Source organism: Amycolatopsis sp. cmx-11-51 (assembly GCF_047608665.1).
GTDB lineage: Bacteria > Actinomycetota > Actinomycetes > Mycobacteriales > Pseudonocardiaceae > Amycolatopsis.
Genome location: NZ_JADNQO010000001.1, coordinates 690708 through 706141 on the forward strand (window position 1 = coordinate 690708; position 15434 = coordinate 706141).

The following is a 15434-nucleotide window of genomic DNA, read 5'->3' on the forward strand; positions in this document are numbered from 1 at the left end:
TCCGCAGGCGCGATGAACGGCTCGTTGGTCCGGTCGGGCGGCGAAACCTAAGGGATGGCAAAGAATCACCTTTGCCCGTTTTGCCATCGGTGTGACGCGCGTTACGTTCCACCTCATGTCAACGGTGACCGACCAACTGGAAGAACCGCCCGTCGGCTGGCGCGCACGACTGCGCCAGGTCGGGCCAGGGATCATGGCCGCGGCGACCGGGGTCGGCGCGGGCGACCTCGTCGCGACGATGGTGGCCGGATCGCGCTTCGGGTACACGCTGCTGTGGGCGGTGCTCGTCGGGACGATCTTCAAACTCGCGCTGGCCGAAGCCGTCGGCCGCTGGCATCTGACGTCGGGCCGGACGATTCTGGCAGGCTGGCGGACGCTGGGGATCTGGGCGCTGATCTACTTCGGGATCTACGCCGTGATCTGGGGATTCGTCTACGGCGCGACCGCGATGTCGGCGTCCGGTCTGCCGCTGAACGCGCTCTTCCCCGCGCTTTCGGTGCGGTACTGGGGGATGATCTGCGGCCTGCTCGGCTTCGCGCTGGTGTGGTTCGGCCGCTACGCGATCATCGAGAAACTGATGACGGTGCTCACCGGCGTGATGTTCGTGACCGTGGTCGGGACCGCGATCCTCGTCATGCCGAACTTCACCGCGTTGTTCGAAGGCGCCGTCCCGTCCCTGCCCGACGGCTCGCTCGTCTACGTCCTCGGTCTGGTCGGTGGCGTCGGCGGCACGATCACCATGGCCGCCTACGGCTACTGGACGCTCGCGAAGGGTTGGCGTTCGGCGAAGTGGCTGCCGATGATGCGCACCGACAACGCCGTCGGGTACGTCATGACCGGGATCTTCGTGATCGCGATGCTGATCATCGGCGCGGAACTGCTGCTGGGTCAGAAGATCATCTCGGGTGACAAGGGCCTGCTGTTCCTCGGTGACACGCTCGCCGCGGACTACGGGCAGTGGGCGCGGATCCCGTTCCTCATCGGCTTCTTCGCGGTCTCGTTCACGTCGGTGATCGGCGTCTGGCACGGCGTGAGCCTGCTCTTCGCGGACTGGTGGCGCATCCTGCGGCTCCCCGCGAACAAGACGGAAAGTGTCGAGGCGTATGAGAAGAAGGCCGGAGAACGCAGCCCCATGTACCGGGCTTACGTGCTGTGGCTGACTTTTCCGCCGATGGCGTTGCTGTTCCTGGATCAGCCCTTCCAGCTCACCGTGATCTACGGCGTACTGGGCGCGTTGTTCATGCCGTTCCTGGCGGGGACGTTGCTGGTGCTGATGAATACGTCGCGGGTGCCGCGGGAAGGGCGGTCCGGCTGGATCTCGAACGGGCTGCTGGGGATTTGTCTCGCGATGTTCGCTTACCTCGCCTACACGGAGGTGGTGAAGTTCTTCAGCTGAGGACACCGGCGAGTGAGGTCGATCTCGACGTGGGGTCCGGAGCTTTCGCGACGCCTTACCCCTTAAAAAAGACCCGAATCGCCACTCACGACCCCTGTACCGAGGTGACCAACCCTCGCAAGTAGGCAACTACTTGCGAGGGTCCCAAGTACATGAAGGCCCCCTTCCTTGCGCCTGGAGCAAGGAAGGGGGCCTTCATGTACTTCAACGAACTGTCAGGAGCGACGGGCCCGCTTCGCCTTGCGCGGCGGCGGAAGCGCACCTTCGGCGCGAAGCCGGGCGGCGTGCTCGGCGAGTGCGTCGACCAGGTGCGGGACGTCGGCCTTCTCGGGCTGGACGTCGACCCGCAGCCCGAACTCCACGGCGGTTTCCGCGGTCTTCGGGCCGATGCACGCGACCAGCGTGCGGGTGTGCGGCTTGCCGGCGATGCCGACGAGGTTCCGCACGGTCGAGGACGAGGTGAAGCAGACCGCGTCGAAACCGCCGGTCTTGATCATCTCGCGGGTCTCGGCAGGCGGCGGTGCGGCGCGCACCGTGCGGTACGCGGTCACGTCGTCGATCTCCCAGCCGCGTTCCCGCAGGCCCGCCGAAAGGGTCTCGGTGGCGATGTCCGCCCGCGGCAGCAGCACGCGGTCGACGGGGTCGAGAACGTCGTCGTACGGCGGGAACTCGGCGAGAAGGCCTTCCGAGGACTGCTCACCTTCCGGGATCAGCTCGGGGATGATGCCGAAGGAGCGCACCTTCGCGGCGGTCGATTCGCCGACACAGGCGATCTTCACGCCGGAGAAAGCGCGGGCGTCGAGCCCGAACTCTTCGAACTTCTCCCACACCGCGCGGACGGCGTTGGTCGAGGTGAAGACGATCCACTGGTAGCGCCCGTCGACGAGGCCCTTGACCGAACGCTCCATCTGCGCGGGGCTGCGCGGGGGCTCGACCGAGATGGTCGGGACCTCGTGCGAGGTGGCGCCGTGGCCGCGAAGCCGCTCCGCCATCTCACCGGCCTGCTCCTTGGTGCGCGGCACCAGGACCTTCCAGCCGTACAGCGCACGCGACTCCCACCACGACAGCTTCGAGCGCTGGCCGACGGCCTGCCCGATGGTCACGATGAGCGGGCCGACGAGCTCGCCCGCTTCGTTCGCGACGGTGGCCAGCGTGGTGTCCAGGGTGCGCTGGGTATTTATAGTCCCGTTCGACGTAACGGCGACCGGGGTGGTCGACGGCAGTCCGTGCTCGGTCAGCGCGGACGCGGCCTCGGCGAGGTGCGCCGACGTCGCGTGCAGCACGATCGGGCCAGGGGTCGCGGCCAGCGCGGCCCATTCGACGTCACCGCGCACGTCGACCTCGGTGTGCGTGCCGCCGAGCGCGACACCGGCGTACGCCGGGACGGCGGCGCCGGGCGAGACGCCAGGGATGATGTCGAATACGGCGCTGGTCCGGGAAACGGCCTGCACCTCGGCGACGACGGCGGGCTGGGTCAGCGGGTCACCGGCGATCAGCCGGAGCACCAGCCGTCCTGCCTTGGCCTCGTTCACCAGGTCCTTGGCGACCTCGGTGGCCTCACCGACGGCGGGGCGCACTTCGGCGCCTTCGGCGGTGAAGGCCAGGACGCCCGAAGGGACGTCCGGGTCGGTCACCACGACCTCGGCCTTGGCGAGCAGCTCCTGAGCGCGGACGGTCAGCAGACCGGCGTCACCGGGGCCCGAGCCCACGAAGGCGACACGCCCGGTGGTCTTACGCGCGGGGGTCATCTGTGCGTTCTCCTCTTAGGCGGCCGCGGTCGTTCGCGGCCGTAACTGTCTCTCTCAGCTCACTGGGCGGGGCCGGACAGCGCGCCGGCCCCCAGGTCGAGCAGCTCTGCGGCCAATGTCCGGCCGAGCTGCTCAGCATCGCGGATGTCGGCGAGCGCGGAGGCGCGCACCATGTCGACCGCGTCCCCGTCTCCTTCGACGGCGGCGGTGCCCCGCAACGAGATCCGCTCGACGACCCGGCCATCGGCGTCCAGGTCTTCGACGATCTCCGCCAGCGCTCCGACCGGTGCGCTGCACCCGGCTTCCAGCGCCGCGAGCAACGCCCGCTCGGCGGTCGCCACGGCACGGGTGCCTTCGTCGTCCACTGTGGATCCGAGCAGGTGCTCGATGTCCACGTCGCCGGCCCGGCACTCCACCGCCAGCGCACCCTGCGCGGGAGCGGGCAGCATCTGGATCGGGTCGAGGGTCTCGGTGATCTCCTCCGCCCGGCCGATCCTGGCCAGTCCGGCACGCGCCAGGACGACGGCGTCGAGCTCTCCGTCGCTCACCTTGCGCATGCGGGTGTCGATATTGCCTCGGATCGGCACGATTTCCAAACCGAGACCGAGCGCACGCAGTTGCGCGGTGCGCCGCGGCGAGCCGGTCCCGACGGTCGAACCGGGCGGAAGCTCGCCGAGAGTCAGCCCGTCGCGGGCGATCAGCGCGTCACGCGGGTCCTCGCGGCGCGGCACGGCGGCGAGCACGATGCCCGCCTCCGGCTTCGTCGGCAGATCCTTGTAGGAGTGCACGATGACGTCGACTTCCTCGCGCAGCAAGGCTTCGCGCAGCGCGGAAGTGAACACGCCGACCCCGATCGTCGGGATGGGTGCGGACGACCTGTCACCGGGGGTCGTCACGGTGACGAGTTCGATCTCGGCCCCGGTGGCACGCAGGGCGTCGGCGATGGTGCCGGTCTGCGCGAGGGCGAGTTTGCTGCCGCGCGTCCCGATCCGGATGACTCTGCTCACTGATCACTGTCTTTCGTAGCGGTGGGACTCGCCACGGCGGCGGGTGCCTGCGGATCGAGGCAGAACAGCTCGCGCAGCGCGTTGGCGTAATCGGTGTCGGCCGTCTCGGCCGCCAGCTGCTTGACCCGCACGGTCGGCGCGTGCAGCAGCTTGTCGACCACGCGGCGGACCGTGCGGCCGACCTCCTCGCGAACCCCGGCTTCGAGGTCCGGCAGTCGGTTGTCCAGCCGCAGCAGTTCGGCGTCGACCACCTCGGCGGCCCGGCGCCGCAGCGCCGTCACCGTCGGGGTGACCTCGGCGCTGCGCTGACCGGCGAGGTACTCGCGCACCTCGTCGAGCACGATGCCGGTGGCCTTCGCGGTCTGCCGGTCGGTGGTCGGGGTGCCCTTGTCGCGCATGCGGCGCTGGATGGTCTCGAGGTCGACCACGGTGACGTCGGCCAGTCCGGCGACGTCGTGCTCGACGTCACGCGGGAGTCCGAGGTCGCAGACGACCAGCGGGCGACCGGCGCGGGCCGGGACGTGTGCGGTGGTGAACACAACTTCCTGCGCGCCGGTGGAGCAGACGACGACGTCCGCCTCGGCGACCGCGGCCGCGATCCCGCTCATCTGCACGGCCTTGGCGGGAACGCCCTGCTCGACGCTCGCGGCGGCGAGGCGGGCGGCCCTCGCCTCGGTGCGGTTGGCGATGGCGAGCTCGCCGATCCCGGATTTACGCAGGTGGGACGCGGTCAGCGCGCCCATCGAACCGGCGCCGATGATCAGCGCGTGCTTGCCGGTGAGGTCTGGGGAAGCCGCACGCAGCGCCTCGGAGACGACCGACGCACCCAGCTGATCCAGCCCGGTCTCGGTGTGGACGCGTTTGCCGACGCGCAGCGTGGTCTGGATCAGCTCGTGCAGCGTGCGGCCGACGGTGCCGGCGTCCCGCGCGGTGGCGTACGCGGACCGGATCTGGCCGAGGATCTGCGTCTCGCCGACGACCATCGAGTCCAGGCCGGAGGTGACCGAGAACAGGTGCTCGATCGCGGCGCCGGCGTAGTGCACGTACAGCGAGTCGTAGAGGTCCGCGGGCAGCATCCCGGCCTGGCGGGCGAGCACGTCGGAGACGTCGTTCAGGCCGCCGTGGAAGGTCTCGACGACCGCGTAGACCTCGATGCGATTACAGGTCGAGACGAGGATCGCCTCACTGACGTGCTCGGCCTGCTGCAGTTCGTGGAGCACCTTGGTCACGTCGGTCGCGGGGACCGCGACGCGCTCCAGGGTGTTCAACTCGGCACTGCGGTGCGAGAGCCCGACCGCCAACACGCTCATTCTCAGCGCACCACCATTCCATTGCCGTGGCCGTTCACGCTGCCATTCTCGTCGCCCTTCGGGCCAGCGTCCCCTCCGCCATTGCCGTTAGCGGCCAGATCCGCGCGGCGAGCGACGTGGAACGACAGGATCTGCAGTTCGACGGCGAGGTCGACCTTGCGCACCTCGATATGGGCCGGAACCTGCAGCACCACCGGGGCGAAATTCAGGATGCACTGCACGCCACCTGCGACGAGCCGGTCGCAGACCGACTGCGCGGCGGTGGGCGGAGTGGCGATGACGCCGATGGAGATCTGCCGTTCGGCGCAAACTTTGGGGATCTCGTCGAGATGCGAGACCGGGAGACCACCGACCGGTACACCGACCAGGTCCGGGTCGAGGTCGAACAGGGCCTCGACCGGGAACCCGCGTCCCGGGAAGCCGCCGTAGTTGGCCAGCGCGTGCCCGAGATTACCGATCCCGACCACGGCGACCTTGTGCTTGCGGGTCAGGCCGAGGATCCGCTCGATCTGGCTGACCAGCACCTGGACGTCGTAGCCGACGCCGCGGGTGCCGTACGAGCCGAGGTAGGACAGGTCCTTGCGCAGTTTCGCGGAGTTGACGCCCGCGACCTGTGAGAGTTCCTCGCTGGAGATCGTCGTCGCACCCTGCTCGGCCAGCCCGGAAAGGACGCGGAGATAGACGGCGAGGCGGGCGACCGCGGCTTCGGGGATCGACTTCGCGCGGACCGCTTCCGGCTCGGCGGCGGTCTCGACGGCCGGCATCTCCGCGGTGGGCGCGTTGTCGGCGTCCGGTGTCACCCGGGTGCGCCGGCCTCGTTGCGACACCACGCTTGTCCGCTCCTCTGGTCCTGCTGACGACATGATTCGCCTGAACCAGGAAATCGGCTCTTGACCCGAAACGCTGAGTCCGGTTCGATACGGGCGCTTTCGGAGGCGACGTATCTACGGTAGCCACTTGTGAACGCAGGCACAAAGTCACTGGTGAGCGCTGTGGTCAGCGTCTCTGGTGCGCGTTGACCGAGACCGTGTGGAGTCCGGTCGCCCCGTCGGGCACGGTTCCGACCCGCTCTTCCGTCTGCGTGTGGCCGGACTGGTCCGTGGCACGGACGGCGACCTGATGCCGACCAGCGGTGACGTCGACCTCGGTCCACCACATCCGCCAGGTGTCCTTCGACGTCTCGGCCGACAGGACGGTCTCCCGCCACGGCCCCTGGTCGACCCGCACCTCGACCTTCGCGACGCCGGTGTGCTGCGCCCACGCGATCCCGGACACGACGACCTTCCCCGCGGTCACGGCGGAAACCTTCGTGTCGATCCGCGACTGCGTCTTCACCGGCCCCTCCCGGCCCCAGCCGCGGTCGAGCCAGTACGCCTCGCGCTCCTTCCAGGTGGTGATCTCCAGTTCGGTCACCCATTTCGTGGCGGACACGTAGCCGTACAGCCCGGGGATCACGATCCGCGCGGGGAAGCCGTGTTCGATCGGCAGCGGTTCGCCGTCCATGCCGATGGCGAGCATCGCGCCGCGACCGGGATCCAGCGCGGCTTCGACGGGGGTTCCGCAGGTCCAGCCGTCGACGCTGGTCGCGAACATCTGCTCGGCGCCGGGTTTCACACCCGCCTCGTTCAGCAGGTCGCGCAGGTCGATGCCGATCCAGCGCGCGTTGGAGATGTACGGGCCGCCGACCTCGTTGGAGACGCAGCACAGCGTGACGTCGCGTTCGAGCAGCGGCCGCGAGCGGATGTCGTCATACGTATAGGTGACTTCGCGGTCGACCATCCCGTGGATCCGCAGGCTCCAGTCCTCGGTGCGGACCTGCGGGACGACCAAGGCGGTGTCGATCCGATAGAAATCCTCCGAAGGAGTGAGATAGGGCGGGGTGCCGAACTTCACGAAGTCCGCGTCGGGCGGGATCGGGGGTGCGGTTCTCGCCGCGACAAGCCTGCCGACAGCGGCGCGCGACTCCTCGGCGTTCTTCCTGGTCCCGATGAACTCCCCGGCCAACGCGGCGACACCGGCCCCTACCGCGACGGAGGCGCCGGTGATCAGCACCTTCCGCCGGCCCGGCCCTTCACTCTCGCGGACGTCGAAGAACACGCGCGGCAGGAAGAACCGGTGCAGCCAGGTGAAGACGACCATCCCGGCGACCGTCGCGGCCACCGGTGCCAGCAGTGAGACCTGCCCGAGGTCGGTGCGCACGTAGACGGCGGCGACCCCGGCCGCGCCCAGGACGCCGACGACGAGCTGGCCCGGCAGCGGTTTACTCCGCGACAACTGCCCGGCGAGCAGCGCGATCAGCACCAGCACCGCGGCGAGGCCGATCTTGAGGACGGGCTTGTCCCACGTCTCCAGCGTCCGCTCCGCCCAGGCAACGACGGCGTGCGGGCTGTGGTCGATGACGAAGTTCGCGACGGCGACGAACGGCGAGGCCGTGTACCCGACGAAGCCCGCCACGAGATGCCCGACGCCGAGCGTGGCGGCGAGCGCGAGCAGCCCGGTCAGAGCGGCTTGCGGGAAGGTGAGCCTGCGTTCTTCGTCCACGACTCCATCTTCGGAGCGGATTGGCTCCCAGGTCGGCCGTTCGCCCTTACGAGTGTGTTACGCCAGTGCTTTCCGGAGCCTGTCCTCTTCGACCCGCCAGTAGCCGTGCTCGGCGTCGTCGATCAGGATCACCGGCACGCGGTCGCCGTACTCGGCCCGCCATTCGGGGTCGCTGTCGACGTCCCGCGCCGACCAGGCGACACCCAGTTCGCCACAGATCCGCTCGATGTCCTGTTCCGCGACCTCGCACAGATGACAGCCCGTGCGGGTCATGACGGTCACTTGGTGCGCCATGGCTCCATCCTTACCTGAGCCGGATACGCCGGAGCTTCCCGGTGGCCGAATGCGGCAGCGACTCCGCGAACTCGACGGTGTGCGGCACCTTGTACCCGGCCAGGTGCTCCGCGCAGTGCTCGACGACCTGCTGTTCCGAAAGCGACGCGCCGGGCGCCGGGACGACGACGGCTTTCACCGCCTCGCCGGTGCGCTCGTCGACGACGCCGACGACACCCGCCTCGACGACCTCGTCCAGCATCGAGATCACGTTCTCGACCTCGTGCGGGTAGACGTTGAAGCCGTTGACGATGATCAAGTCGTTGGCCCGGTCCACCAGGTGCAGGTCGCCGTCGGTGTCGAGGTAGCCGACGTCGCCGGTGCGGAACCAGCCGTCTTCGCCGGGCCCGTGCGAGCCGTCGGGCCAGTAACCGGAGAACAGGTTCGCGCCGCGAATCGACACCAGCCCGGTGCCGCCGTCCTCGTCGAAGGCGTCGCCGAGTTCGTCCGGGTCCTGCGGGACGGGCGTCGCGTCGCCGTCGCTGTCGACCAGCCGGACCTCGACGCCGGGCAGCGGCCGCCCGACCGAACCCGGCTTCGGGTAACCGGTGACCAGCGTCGTGGTGACCACGGGCGCGCATTCGGTGAGGCCGTAGCCCTCGTAGACGTCCAGCCCGGTGGCGCCGCGAAGCGCGGTGAGGATCTTGGGGTGCAGCGGCGCCGCTCCCGACGTCATCCGCCGGACGGTGGAGAGGCCGGCCCCCAGTTCGTCGGGGTCCATCGCGGCGAACTCGGCGTACATCGCGGGCACGCCGGCGATCGAGGTCACCCGGTGCTCGGCGCAGTCGGCGAGGGTCCGCTCGGCGAGGAAGCGCTCGGAAAGGATCGCGGTCGCGCCCACCGACGTGGTCTGCAACAACCCTGGCCCGAGGCCGTAGACGTGGAACAGCGGGATGGTGATGAGCACGCGGTCGCCGTGCACGAGGGGCGTCGGGACGATCCGGCTCAGCTGGTCGAGGTTCGCCAGCAGCGCCCGGTGCGACAGCATCACGCCGCGCGGCGGGCCGGTCGTTCCGGAGGTGTACGAAATGACCGCTATGTCCTCACCGGCCCCGGCCGCCTCGGCCGGTACGACTGCTCCATTCGAGGTAACAGGTGGTGAGAGGCTTGTCACTTCATCGAAGAGTTCCTCGGTCGGTTCGCGTTCGAGGACGAGCCGCGCGCCGCTGTGCTCCAGCAGTCCGTTCAGCTCCGCCAACGGAGCCTGCGGCGAGATCGGGACGACCACCGCGCCCGCCCGGAGTGCCCCGAACAACGAGACGGCGAACGCGGCCGACGTCGGCAGCCGTAAGGCCACCCGGTCGCCACGCTCGATTCCCGCGTCGAGCAGGGCACGGGCCAGCGCGTGGGCGGCGTTGTCGAGCTCCGCCCACGTCAGCGAGACCCCTTCGCCGGTCTCGTGGACGGCTGCCTTGCCGGGCCACTGTCGGGCGGCCTCGGCGAGCAAGGTGGGCACGCTTCGTTCGGCAACCTGCTCCGCGTTCAACTGCGAACCTCTTCCCTCGGTGAACGGCGTTGTCAGTTTGTCATCTCCACCACCGTCATGGGTGCCACTCGCTTTCGTCGCAGTTCCGTGACCCAGGCACCGCTACCTACTTCGCGGTAACTAGACGTATGCTGCTGATCGTCGTCGAGTGGTGTTGATCACTCGATGGTGAGAAAAGGAGTCCGGACGTGCAGATCTTGCAGGCCCACGCGGCCGTGGGACATGCGGGCCGGTCTTCCCTGTCCGGAACGGGAGGTGCACCGTGACCCTTCCCGTGCCGAACCCCGTCTCGATGCTGGCGGGCCACATCCTCCGCCGGAGCGGGTGCCCCTCGGTGCCGTCGTCCAGGCCCAAAGCCGAGGAGAGCACCGACGCCGCGGCCGAAGCCGCGAAGGTCGAAGCGTGGGAGCTGGTGAGTGCCGCGCAAGGCGGCGATACGTCCGCGTTCGGCCGTCTCTACGACCGCTACGTCGATGTCGTCTACCGCTACGTCCTGTTCCGCCTCGGCGACCGGGACCTCGCCGAGGACGTCACCAGCGAGACCTTCCTGCGCGCGCTGCGCCGCATCACGTCGGTGAGCTATCAGGGACGTGACGTCGGCGCCTGGTTCGTCACCATCGCGCGCAACATCATCCTCGACCACGTGAAGTCGAGCCGGTTCCGCCTCGAGGTCGTCACCGACGAGGTCGCCGAGCCGAACGGGGCACCGATCGGCAACGTCGGCGTACAGGCTGTCGCGGGTCCCGAACAGCAGGCCATCAGCCGCGCCACCCGTGCCGAACTGCTGCGTTGCGTCGCCGAACTCGGTGAAGACCAGCGCGAGTGCATCGTGCTGCGGTTCATGCAAGGACTCTCGGTCGCCGAGACCGCGGCCATCATGAAGCGCAACGAAGGCGCCATCAAGGCCCTCCAGCACCGCGCGGTACGCCGTTTGGCACAACTTCTGCCCACCGGTTTGCGTTAACCCGCCGATATATCCACCACCGCCCTCAACGGAGATGCTCCGCATCGCTGCGATGTCCTAATATTCATCCCTCACCGGGCCTTGCCGTAACCCCAGAGCGTTCCCGCTCGTTTCCCAGCCAGACCGGTGTCAGGACCGGGCTGAGCAGATGGAGACTTCGCCGTGGGCGTGCCGGGATGGTCCGCACGGGAGCGAGCGGACGGTGACCGCTTCGCGGGCCTTGTCGACGCCACCGCACCACGGGACGACGAATTCGAGCTGGAACTCGCACTCGTCGGCGGTCTGCGCGAACTGGGCGCGAGTGGCGCCCCCGACGCCGAAACCCGGAAGCGGATCCGCGACGAGATCGCCGGACGCCTCGCCGAAGCCGAGGAGCTGCCGAGGCGGCGCAGTCGTGCCATCGCCAACCTCGCCGCGGCGGCCGTCGCGCTCGTGCTCACGCTGGGCGGCATCACCCTGCTGTTGTCCAAGGACGCGTTGCCCGGTGATCCGCTCTACGGCATCAAACGAGCGGGTGAATCGACCGCGCTCAGTCTCACCTTCGACGAGCAGGACAAGGCGAAGAAACATTTGGATTTCGCCACGAACCGCGTCGGCGAACTCGGCGAACTGACCCGGCAGGGCGCGTCCACCGGCGCCTACTTCACCGGCCTCGCCGATTTCGAGACCGATCTGCGCGCCGGCGTCTCCCAGCTGACGTCGATCGTCACCGATCAAGGCGGCCAGATCCGGCTGTCCGAACTCCGCATCTGGGCGCGACAGCAGTCCGACCGGCTCGGCCTTCAGGTCGGGCAAGCCCCCGCCGGGGCACGCGACAAGTTCGCCGCCGTCCGCGTCCTGCTCGACAAGGTCCAGGCACGCACGACGGATCTCGGCTCCCGCTTGGTCTGCTACACGATCACCACGGGCTCGTCCGACGAGCTGGGCGCGCTCCCGGCAGCCGGTGACTGCGTCCGTGACCCCGGCTCCCCCGACGCTGTCGTGCCGCCCGTGACGCCGTCCGCGCCGTCCTCGGCGCCGACCGGATCGCCGACGCCGACTTCCGCGCCGCCGTCGTCCGGCGTGGACACCGCGGCCCCGACCGGACCGCTCGCGCCACCCTCGGGAAGCACGCCGCCGCCCGTCGTGGCCACGCCCGCCCCAACGACGAAGACACCACCCCCGACGACCACCACACCACCGCCGCCGCTGATTTCGATTCCGCCGCTCATCCCGGGGTTACCGCCGATAATCATTGGCTGACGCTCCGTCGATGAGGGAGGCGCCACACCCGGGACGTGCCGGTAAAGCGATCGCTACGCTGTGCGTAGGCACCTGGGATTCCGGAGGCGGTGTGCGTGTCAGTTTGGCGGGGCAAGGATAAGAGTCAAGAGCTCGAACGGCTGGCCGAGCTCGCGGGCGAGGCGTCGGCCGAGGCCGCCATGGCGACCGCGTCCGCCGAAGCCCTCGAACCGCCCGCGCCGCCCGCCCCGCCGGACCTGACCGCGGCCGCGTTCTTCGACGTCGACAACACCATGATGATGGGCGCGTCGATCTTCTACTTCGCCCGCGGCCTGGCCGCGCGCAAGTTCTTCACGTCCGCCGATCTGGCCGGATTCGTCTGGCAGCAGGTGAAGTTCCGGCTCGGCGGCCGGGAGAACAAAGAGGACATCAAAACCCACCGCGAGCGCGCACTGTCCTTTGTGGCTGGTCGTACCGTGCAGGAACTCACCGACATCAGCGAAGAGATCTACGACGAGCTGATGTCGGACAAGATCTGGTCCGGCACGCGGGCGCTCGCGCAGATGCACCTCGACGCCGGGCAGCGCGTCTGGCTCGTCACCGCGACCCCGATCGAGCTCGCGGCCATCATCTCGCGGCGCCTCGGCCTCACCGGCGCGCTGGGCACGGTCGCGGAGACCAGGGACGGCGTCTACACCGGCCGTCTCGTCGGCGACCTGCTGCACGGCCGCGCGAAAGCACACGCCGTCCGGGCGCTGGCGTCACGCGAAGGGCTGAATCTCAAGCGCTGCACGGCGTATTCGGACTCGCAGAACGACGTCCCGATGCTGTCGGTCGTCGGGACCGCGGTCGCGGTGAACCCGGACGGTGGACTTCGCGACGTCGCACGTGCGCGCGGCTGGGAGATCCGCGACTTCCGGACCGGCCGAAAGGCCGCGAAGATCGGCGTGCCCTCGGTGCTCGGCGCGGGTGCCGTGGCCGGTGCCGTCGCGGCCGGCATGGCCTACCGGCGCCGCTGACACCTCGCCACTCCCGCAATTAGTCCTCTAGTTGCGGTCCTTGCGTGTGCAAGTACCGCAACTAGGGGACCAAACGCGCCGGGGGTCAGCCCCTGAAGACGCTCTTCCGCTGCGAAAGGCGTTTGTACAGCGACTGCTGGATAGACTCCCGCACCTGGTCGGTCAGCGTGAACACCAGCATCGGGTCGTCCACGGCGTCCGCGTCGTAGGTGTCCGTGCGGATGGGCTCGCCGAACTCGATGCTCCACTTCGTCGGCAGCGGGATCGCGCCGAGCGGGCCGAGCAGCGGGAAGAACGGCGTCACCGGGAAGTACGGCAGGCCGAGCAGCCGCGCGAGCAGCTTGAGGTCGCCGACCTTCGGGTAGATCTCCTCCGCGCCGATGACCGACACGGGAATGATCGGCACTCCGGTCCGCAGCGCCGCGGAAACGAAACCGCCGCGGCCGAACCGCTGCAGCTTGTACCGCGACGAGAACGGTTTCCCGATGCCCTTGAACCCTTCCGGCCAGACGCCGACGAGTTCTCCCTTGCGCAGCAGGCGTTCCGCGTCTGCGTTGCAGGCGAGCGTCTGCCCGGACTTGCGGGCGAAGGAGCCGACGAGCGGTACCTGGAACACCAGGTCCGCGCCGAGGCCGCGCAGGTGCCTGCCACCGGGGACGTAATCGTGCACGGCGACGGCGGTCATCAGCGCGTCGAGCGGCAAGGTTCCGGAGTGGTTCGACACGAGCAGCGCGCCGCCGTCGGCGGGCAGGTTCTCGACGCCGAAGGTGTCGACGCGGAACCACTTCTCGAACAGCGCGCGCAGCGGCGGCAGCAGCAAGGTCTCGGTGAGCTCGGCGTCGAAGCCGAACTCGTCGACGGTGTAGTCACCGGTCAGCCGGTCCCGCAGGAACCCCAGCGCCGTCCGGAGCGAGGCCGGGAGGAGGTCCGTGTCGGCCGGGCGGGTCCGGGCGGGCGAGACCCGCGCCGAGCCGGGGAACTCGACGACGGGCGCGTCCGCCCGGCGCTCCCGTTCCAGCTGTACTCGCGCCTCTTCGGACTCGCGAAGATCCCGCTCCGCCTGAGCCGCCCGGTCCGGTTTCTCTCTGCCGGGGCCGCGCAACGGGATGACCTGCGCTTCAGCGCCGCTCACGTCTTTCGCCTCGCCTTCGTGAGAGTTTCGGGGGTCGTTCTCGTGTGGCCTGCTCACCGGTGCCCCGCCTGCCCGGTGGCCGCGGCCACCAGGACCTTGCCGGCGAATCCGGCCAGCCTGCCGCCGTCCACCACGGGCCTGAGCCCGCGGCCGGTGATGTAGTCGTCGAACGCCTCGCGCGTCGTCCACCGTGGCGTGTAGCCGAAGTCCTTCTTGAGCTTCGCGATGTCCACGACCCGGCCGAAGTTCAACAGCCGCACCTGGTCGGCGGAGAAGTCGACCACGCGGGCTCCCCGTAGGACCTTGCCGATCGACGGCACGACACCGCTGGGCATCGGCAGTTGGACCCGGCCGGCTCGCCGGATCGCCTGTGACAGGGTGAGTACCCCTTCCGAGCCGACGTTGAACACGCCGGACTTGTCTTCCAGCGTCGCCTGCTCGAAGACGGCCAAAGCGTCCGAAGCGTGCAGCAGCTGGATCCGCGCGTCGTAGCCGAAGACGGTCGGGACCACCGGCAGCGCGAAGTAGCGCGAGAGCACGGTGTCGATCTCGGGGCTGATGATGTTGGCGAACCGGAACAGCGTCGTCGTGATGTCGGGACGGCGGCGCATGAGCCCGCGCACGTACCCCTCCATTTCGACGGCGTCCTTGGCGTATCCGCTGGTCGAAGTGGGGATGAGCTCGGAATCCTCGGTGAAGACCGCCTGCGAACGCGCTCCCGCGCCGTAGACCGCGGCCGTCGACTTCACCACGAGCTTGCGCACGAGCGGCGAGCGCTGGCAGGCCGCCAGCAGCCGCATCGTGCCGATGACGTTGAGCTCTTTGATCGCCGTGCGGCGAGCGGGCCCGGCCGGATGCACGGTGCACGAGGCGTGCACGACGGTGTCGACCTCGGCCGTGCTGATCACCTTGGCGATCAGCGGGTTACGAATGTCCGCGCGGATGTATTCGGCGCGGCCCATGCGCTGCAGTACCGACTTCTGCGGAGGCGTGGTGTCCACGCCGATCACCCGCTCGAACTCCGGATTGTTGCCGAGTCTGGCGAGCAGTTTCCCGCCAAGGTCTCCCCCGACCCCGGTCACGAGCACGATGTTCGACGGCATAGGACTCCCTGCGGCTTTGGTCGGTTCTCGGACTCGATCACGGAGTCCTGACGACCTCGAGCGCGAACTTGATCTACCGAGCGTGCGCGAACCCGCACTCAATGGAAGCATCGCGCGGCTGCCCTTGAGATGTTACCGCTCATTAGGGGTAGTCGACTCAGCGCTTACATGCTA

13 protein-coding genes are annotated in these 15434 nt (G+C 69.0%); 4 read left to right on the forward strand and 9 right to left on the reverse strand.

Going from position 1 to position 15434, the window contains the following annotated elements; translation table 11 throughout:
- Positions 1–115 precede the first annotated feature (115 nt).
- Positions 116–1396 (forward strand): Nramp family divalent metal transporter, encoded by a 1281-nt coding sequence (locus ACM6LU_RS03425; RefSeq protein ID WP_414936081.1) that lies wholly within the window; start codon positions 116–118, stop codon positions 1394–1396.
- Between the two features lie 215 nt (positions 1397–1611).
- Here ACM6LU_RS03425 and ACM6LU_RS03430 read toward each other — a convergent pair whose 3' ends face one another.
- The 7 genes from ACM6LU_RS03430 to ACM6LU_RS03460 all read right to left on the reverse strand — a co-directional run bounded on the left by ACM6LU_RS03430 (position 1612) and on the right by ACM6LU_RS03460 (position 9821).
- On the reverse strand, positions 1612–3144 hold the full coding sequence (locus ACM6LU_RS03430) for a uroporphyrinogen-III synthase (protein WP_409489938.1): 1533 nt from the start codon (positions 3142–3144) through the stop codon (positions 1612–1614).
- A 59-nt stretch (positions 3145–3203) separates the two neighbouring features.
- The gene (gene hemC / locus ACM6LU_RS03435) at positions 3204–4151 is read right to left on the reverse strand and encodes a hydroxymethylbilane synthase (protein WP_414936082.1); all 948 of its coding nucleotides are present in this window, start codon (positions 4149–4151) and stop codon (positions 3204–3206) included.
- On the reverse strand, positions 4148–5461 hold the full coding sequence (locus tag ACM6LU_RS03440; RefSeq protein WP_414936083.1) for a glutamyl-tRNA reductase: 1314 nt from the start codon (positions 5459–5461) through the stop codon (positions 4148–4150). Before ACM6LU_RS03440 ends, hemC begins: the two co-directional genes overlap by 4 nt.
- A 2-nt stretch (positions 5462–5463) precedes the next feature.
- The gene (locus tag ACM6LU_RS03445) at positions 5464–6291 is read right to left on the reverse strand and encodes a redox-sensing transcriptional repressor Rex (RefSeq protein ID WP_414936084.1); all 828 of its coding nucleotides are present in this window, start codon (positions 6289–6291) and stop codon (positions 5464–5466) included.
- Positions 6292–6457: 166 nt separating this feature from the next.
- Positions 6458–8002 carry a molybdopterin-dependent oxidoreductase gene (locus tag ACM6LU_RS03450; protein ID WP_414936085.1) on the reverse strand — a complete coding sequence of 515 codons (1545 nt, stop codon included), beginning with the start codon at positions 8000–8002 and terminating at the stop codon, positions 6458–6460.
- A 57-nt stretch (positions 8003–8059) separates the two neighbouring features.
- Positions 8060–8296 (reverse strand): glutaredoxin family protein, encoded by a 237-nt coding sequence (locus ACM6LU_RS03455; RefSeq protein ID WP_364034374.1) that lies wholly within the window; start codon positions 8294–8296, stop codon positions 8060–8062.
- Between the two features lie 10 nt (positions 8297–8306).
- Complete coding sequence (locus ACM6LU_RS03460; protein WP_414936086.1) at positions 8307–9821, reverse strand: AMP-binding protein; 1515 nt, start codon at positions 9819–9821, stop codon at positions 8307–8309.
- 262 nt (positions 9822–10083) lie between these two features.
- Between ACM6LU_RS03460 and ACM6LU_RS03465 the strand changes: the two genes are divergently transcribed.
- The 3 genes from ACM6LU_RS03465 (at position 10084) to ACM6LU_RS03475 (ending at position 13025) form a co-directional block, all read left to right on the forward strand.
- Positions 10084–10785 carry a sigma-70 family RNA polymerase sigma factor gene (locus ACM6LU_RS03465; protein WP_414936087.1) on the forward strand — a complete coding sequence of 234 codons (702 nt, stop codon included), beginning with the start codon at positions 10084–10086 and terminating at the stop codon, positions 10783–10785.
- Positions 10786–10947: 162 nt separating this feature from the next.
- Positions 10948–12027, forward strand: coding sequence for a DUF5667 domain-containing protein (locus tag ACM6LU_RS03470; protein ID WP_414936088.1), 1080 nt, complete (start codon positions 10948–10950; stop codon positions 12025–12027).
- A gap of 95 nt (positions 12028–12122) precedes the next feature.
- A complete protein-coding gene (locus tag ACM6LU_RS03475; RefSeq protein WP_414936089.1) occupies positions 12123–13025 on the forward strand; it encodes an HAD family hydrolase in 903 nt (300 codons plus the stop codon).
- An 85-nt stretch (positions 13026–13110) separates the two neighbouring features.
- Here the strand turns inward: ACM6LU_RS03475 and ACM6LU_RS03480 are convergent, their stop codons facing one another.
- Both ACM6LU_RS03480 and ACM6LU_RS03485 read right to left on the reverse strand, forming a co-directional pair.
- A complete protein-coding gene (locus ACM6LU_RS03480; RefSeq protein ID WP_414936090.1) occupies positions 13111–14214 on the reverse strand; it encodes a lysophospholipid acyltransferase family protein in 1104 nt (367 codons plus the stop codon).
- Positions 14211–15260, reverse strand: coding sequence for an NAD-dependent epimerase/dehydratase family protein (locus tag ACM6LU_RS03485; RefSeq protein ID WP_414936091.1), 1050 nt, complete (start codon positions 15258–15260; stop codon positions 14211–14213). The genes ACM6LU_RS03480 and ACM6LU_RS03485 overlap by 4 nt, the downstream gene beginning before the upstream one ends.
- Between the last annotated feature and the right edge of the window lie 174 nt (positions 15261–15434).

Coding starts and splice junctions, on each gene's coding strand:
- ACM6LU_RS03430 (WP_409489938.1), bottom strand. CDS start 3,144: ATGACCCCCGCGCGTAAGACCACCGGGCGTGTCGCCTTCGTGGGCTCG.
- ACM6LU_RS03425 (WP_414936081.1), top strand. CDS start 116: ATGTCAACGGTGACCGACCAACTGGAAGAACCGCCCGTCGGCTGGCGC.
- ACM6LU_RS03455 (WP_364034374.1), bottom strand. CDS start 8,296: ATGGCGCACCAAGTGACCGTCATGACCCGCACGGGCTGTCATCTGTGC.
- ACM6LU_RS03485 (WP_414936091.1), bottom strand. CDS start 15,260: ATGCCGTCGAACATCGTGCTCGTGACCGGGGTCGGGGGAGACCTTGGC.
- ACM6LU_RS03440 (WP_414936083.1), bottom strand. CDS start 5,461: ATGAGCGTGTTGGCGGTCGGGCTCTCGCACCGCAGTGCCGAGTTGAAC.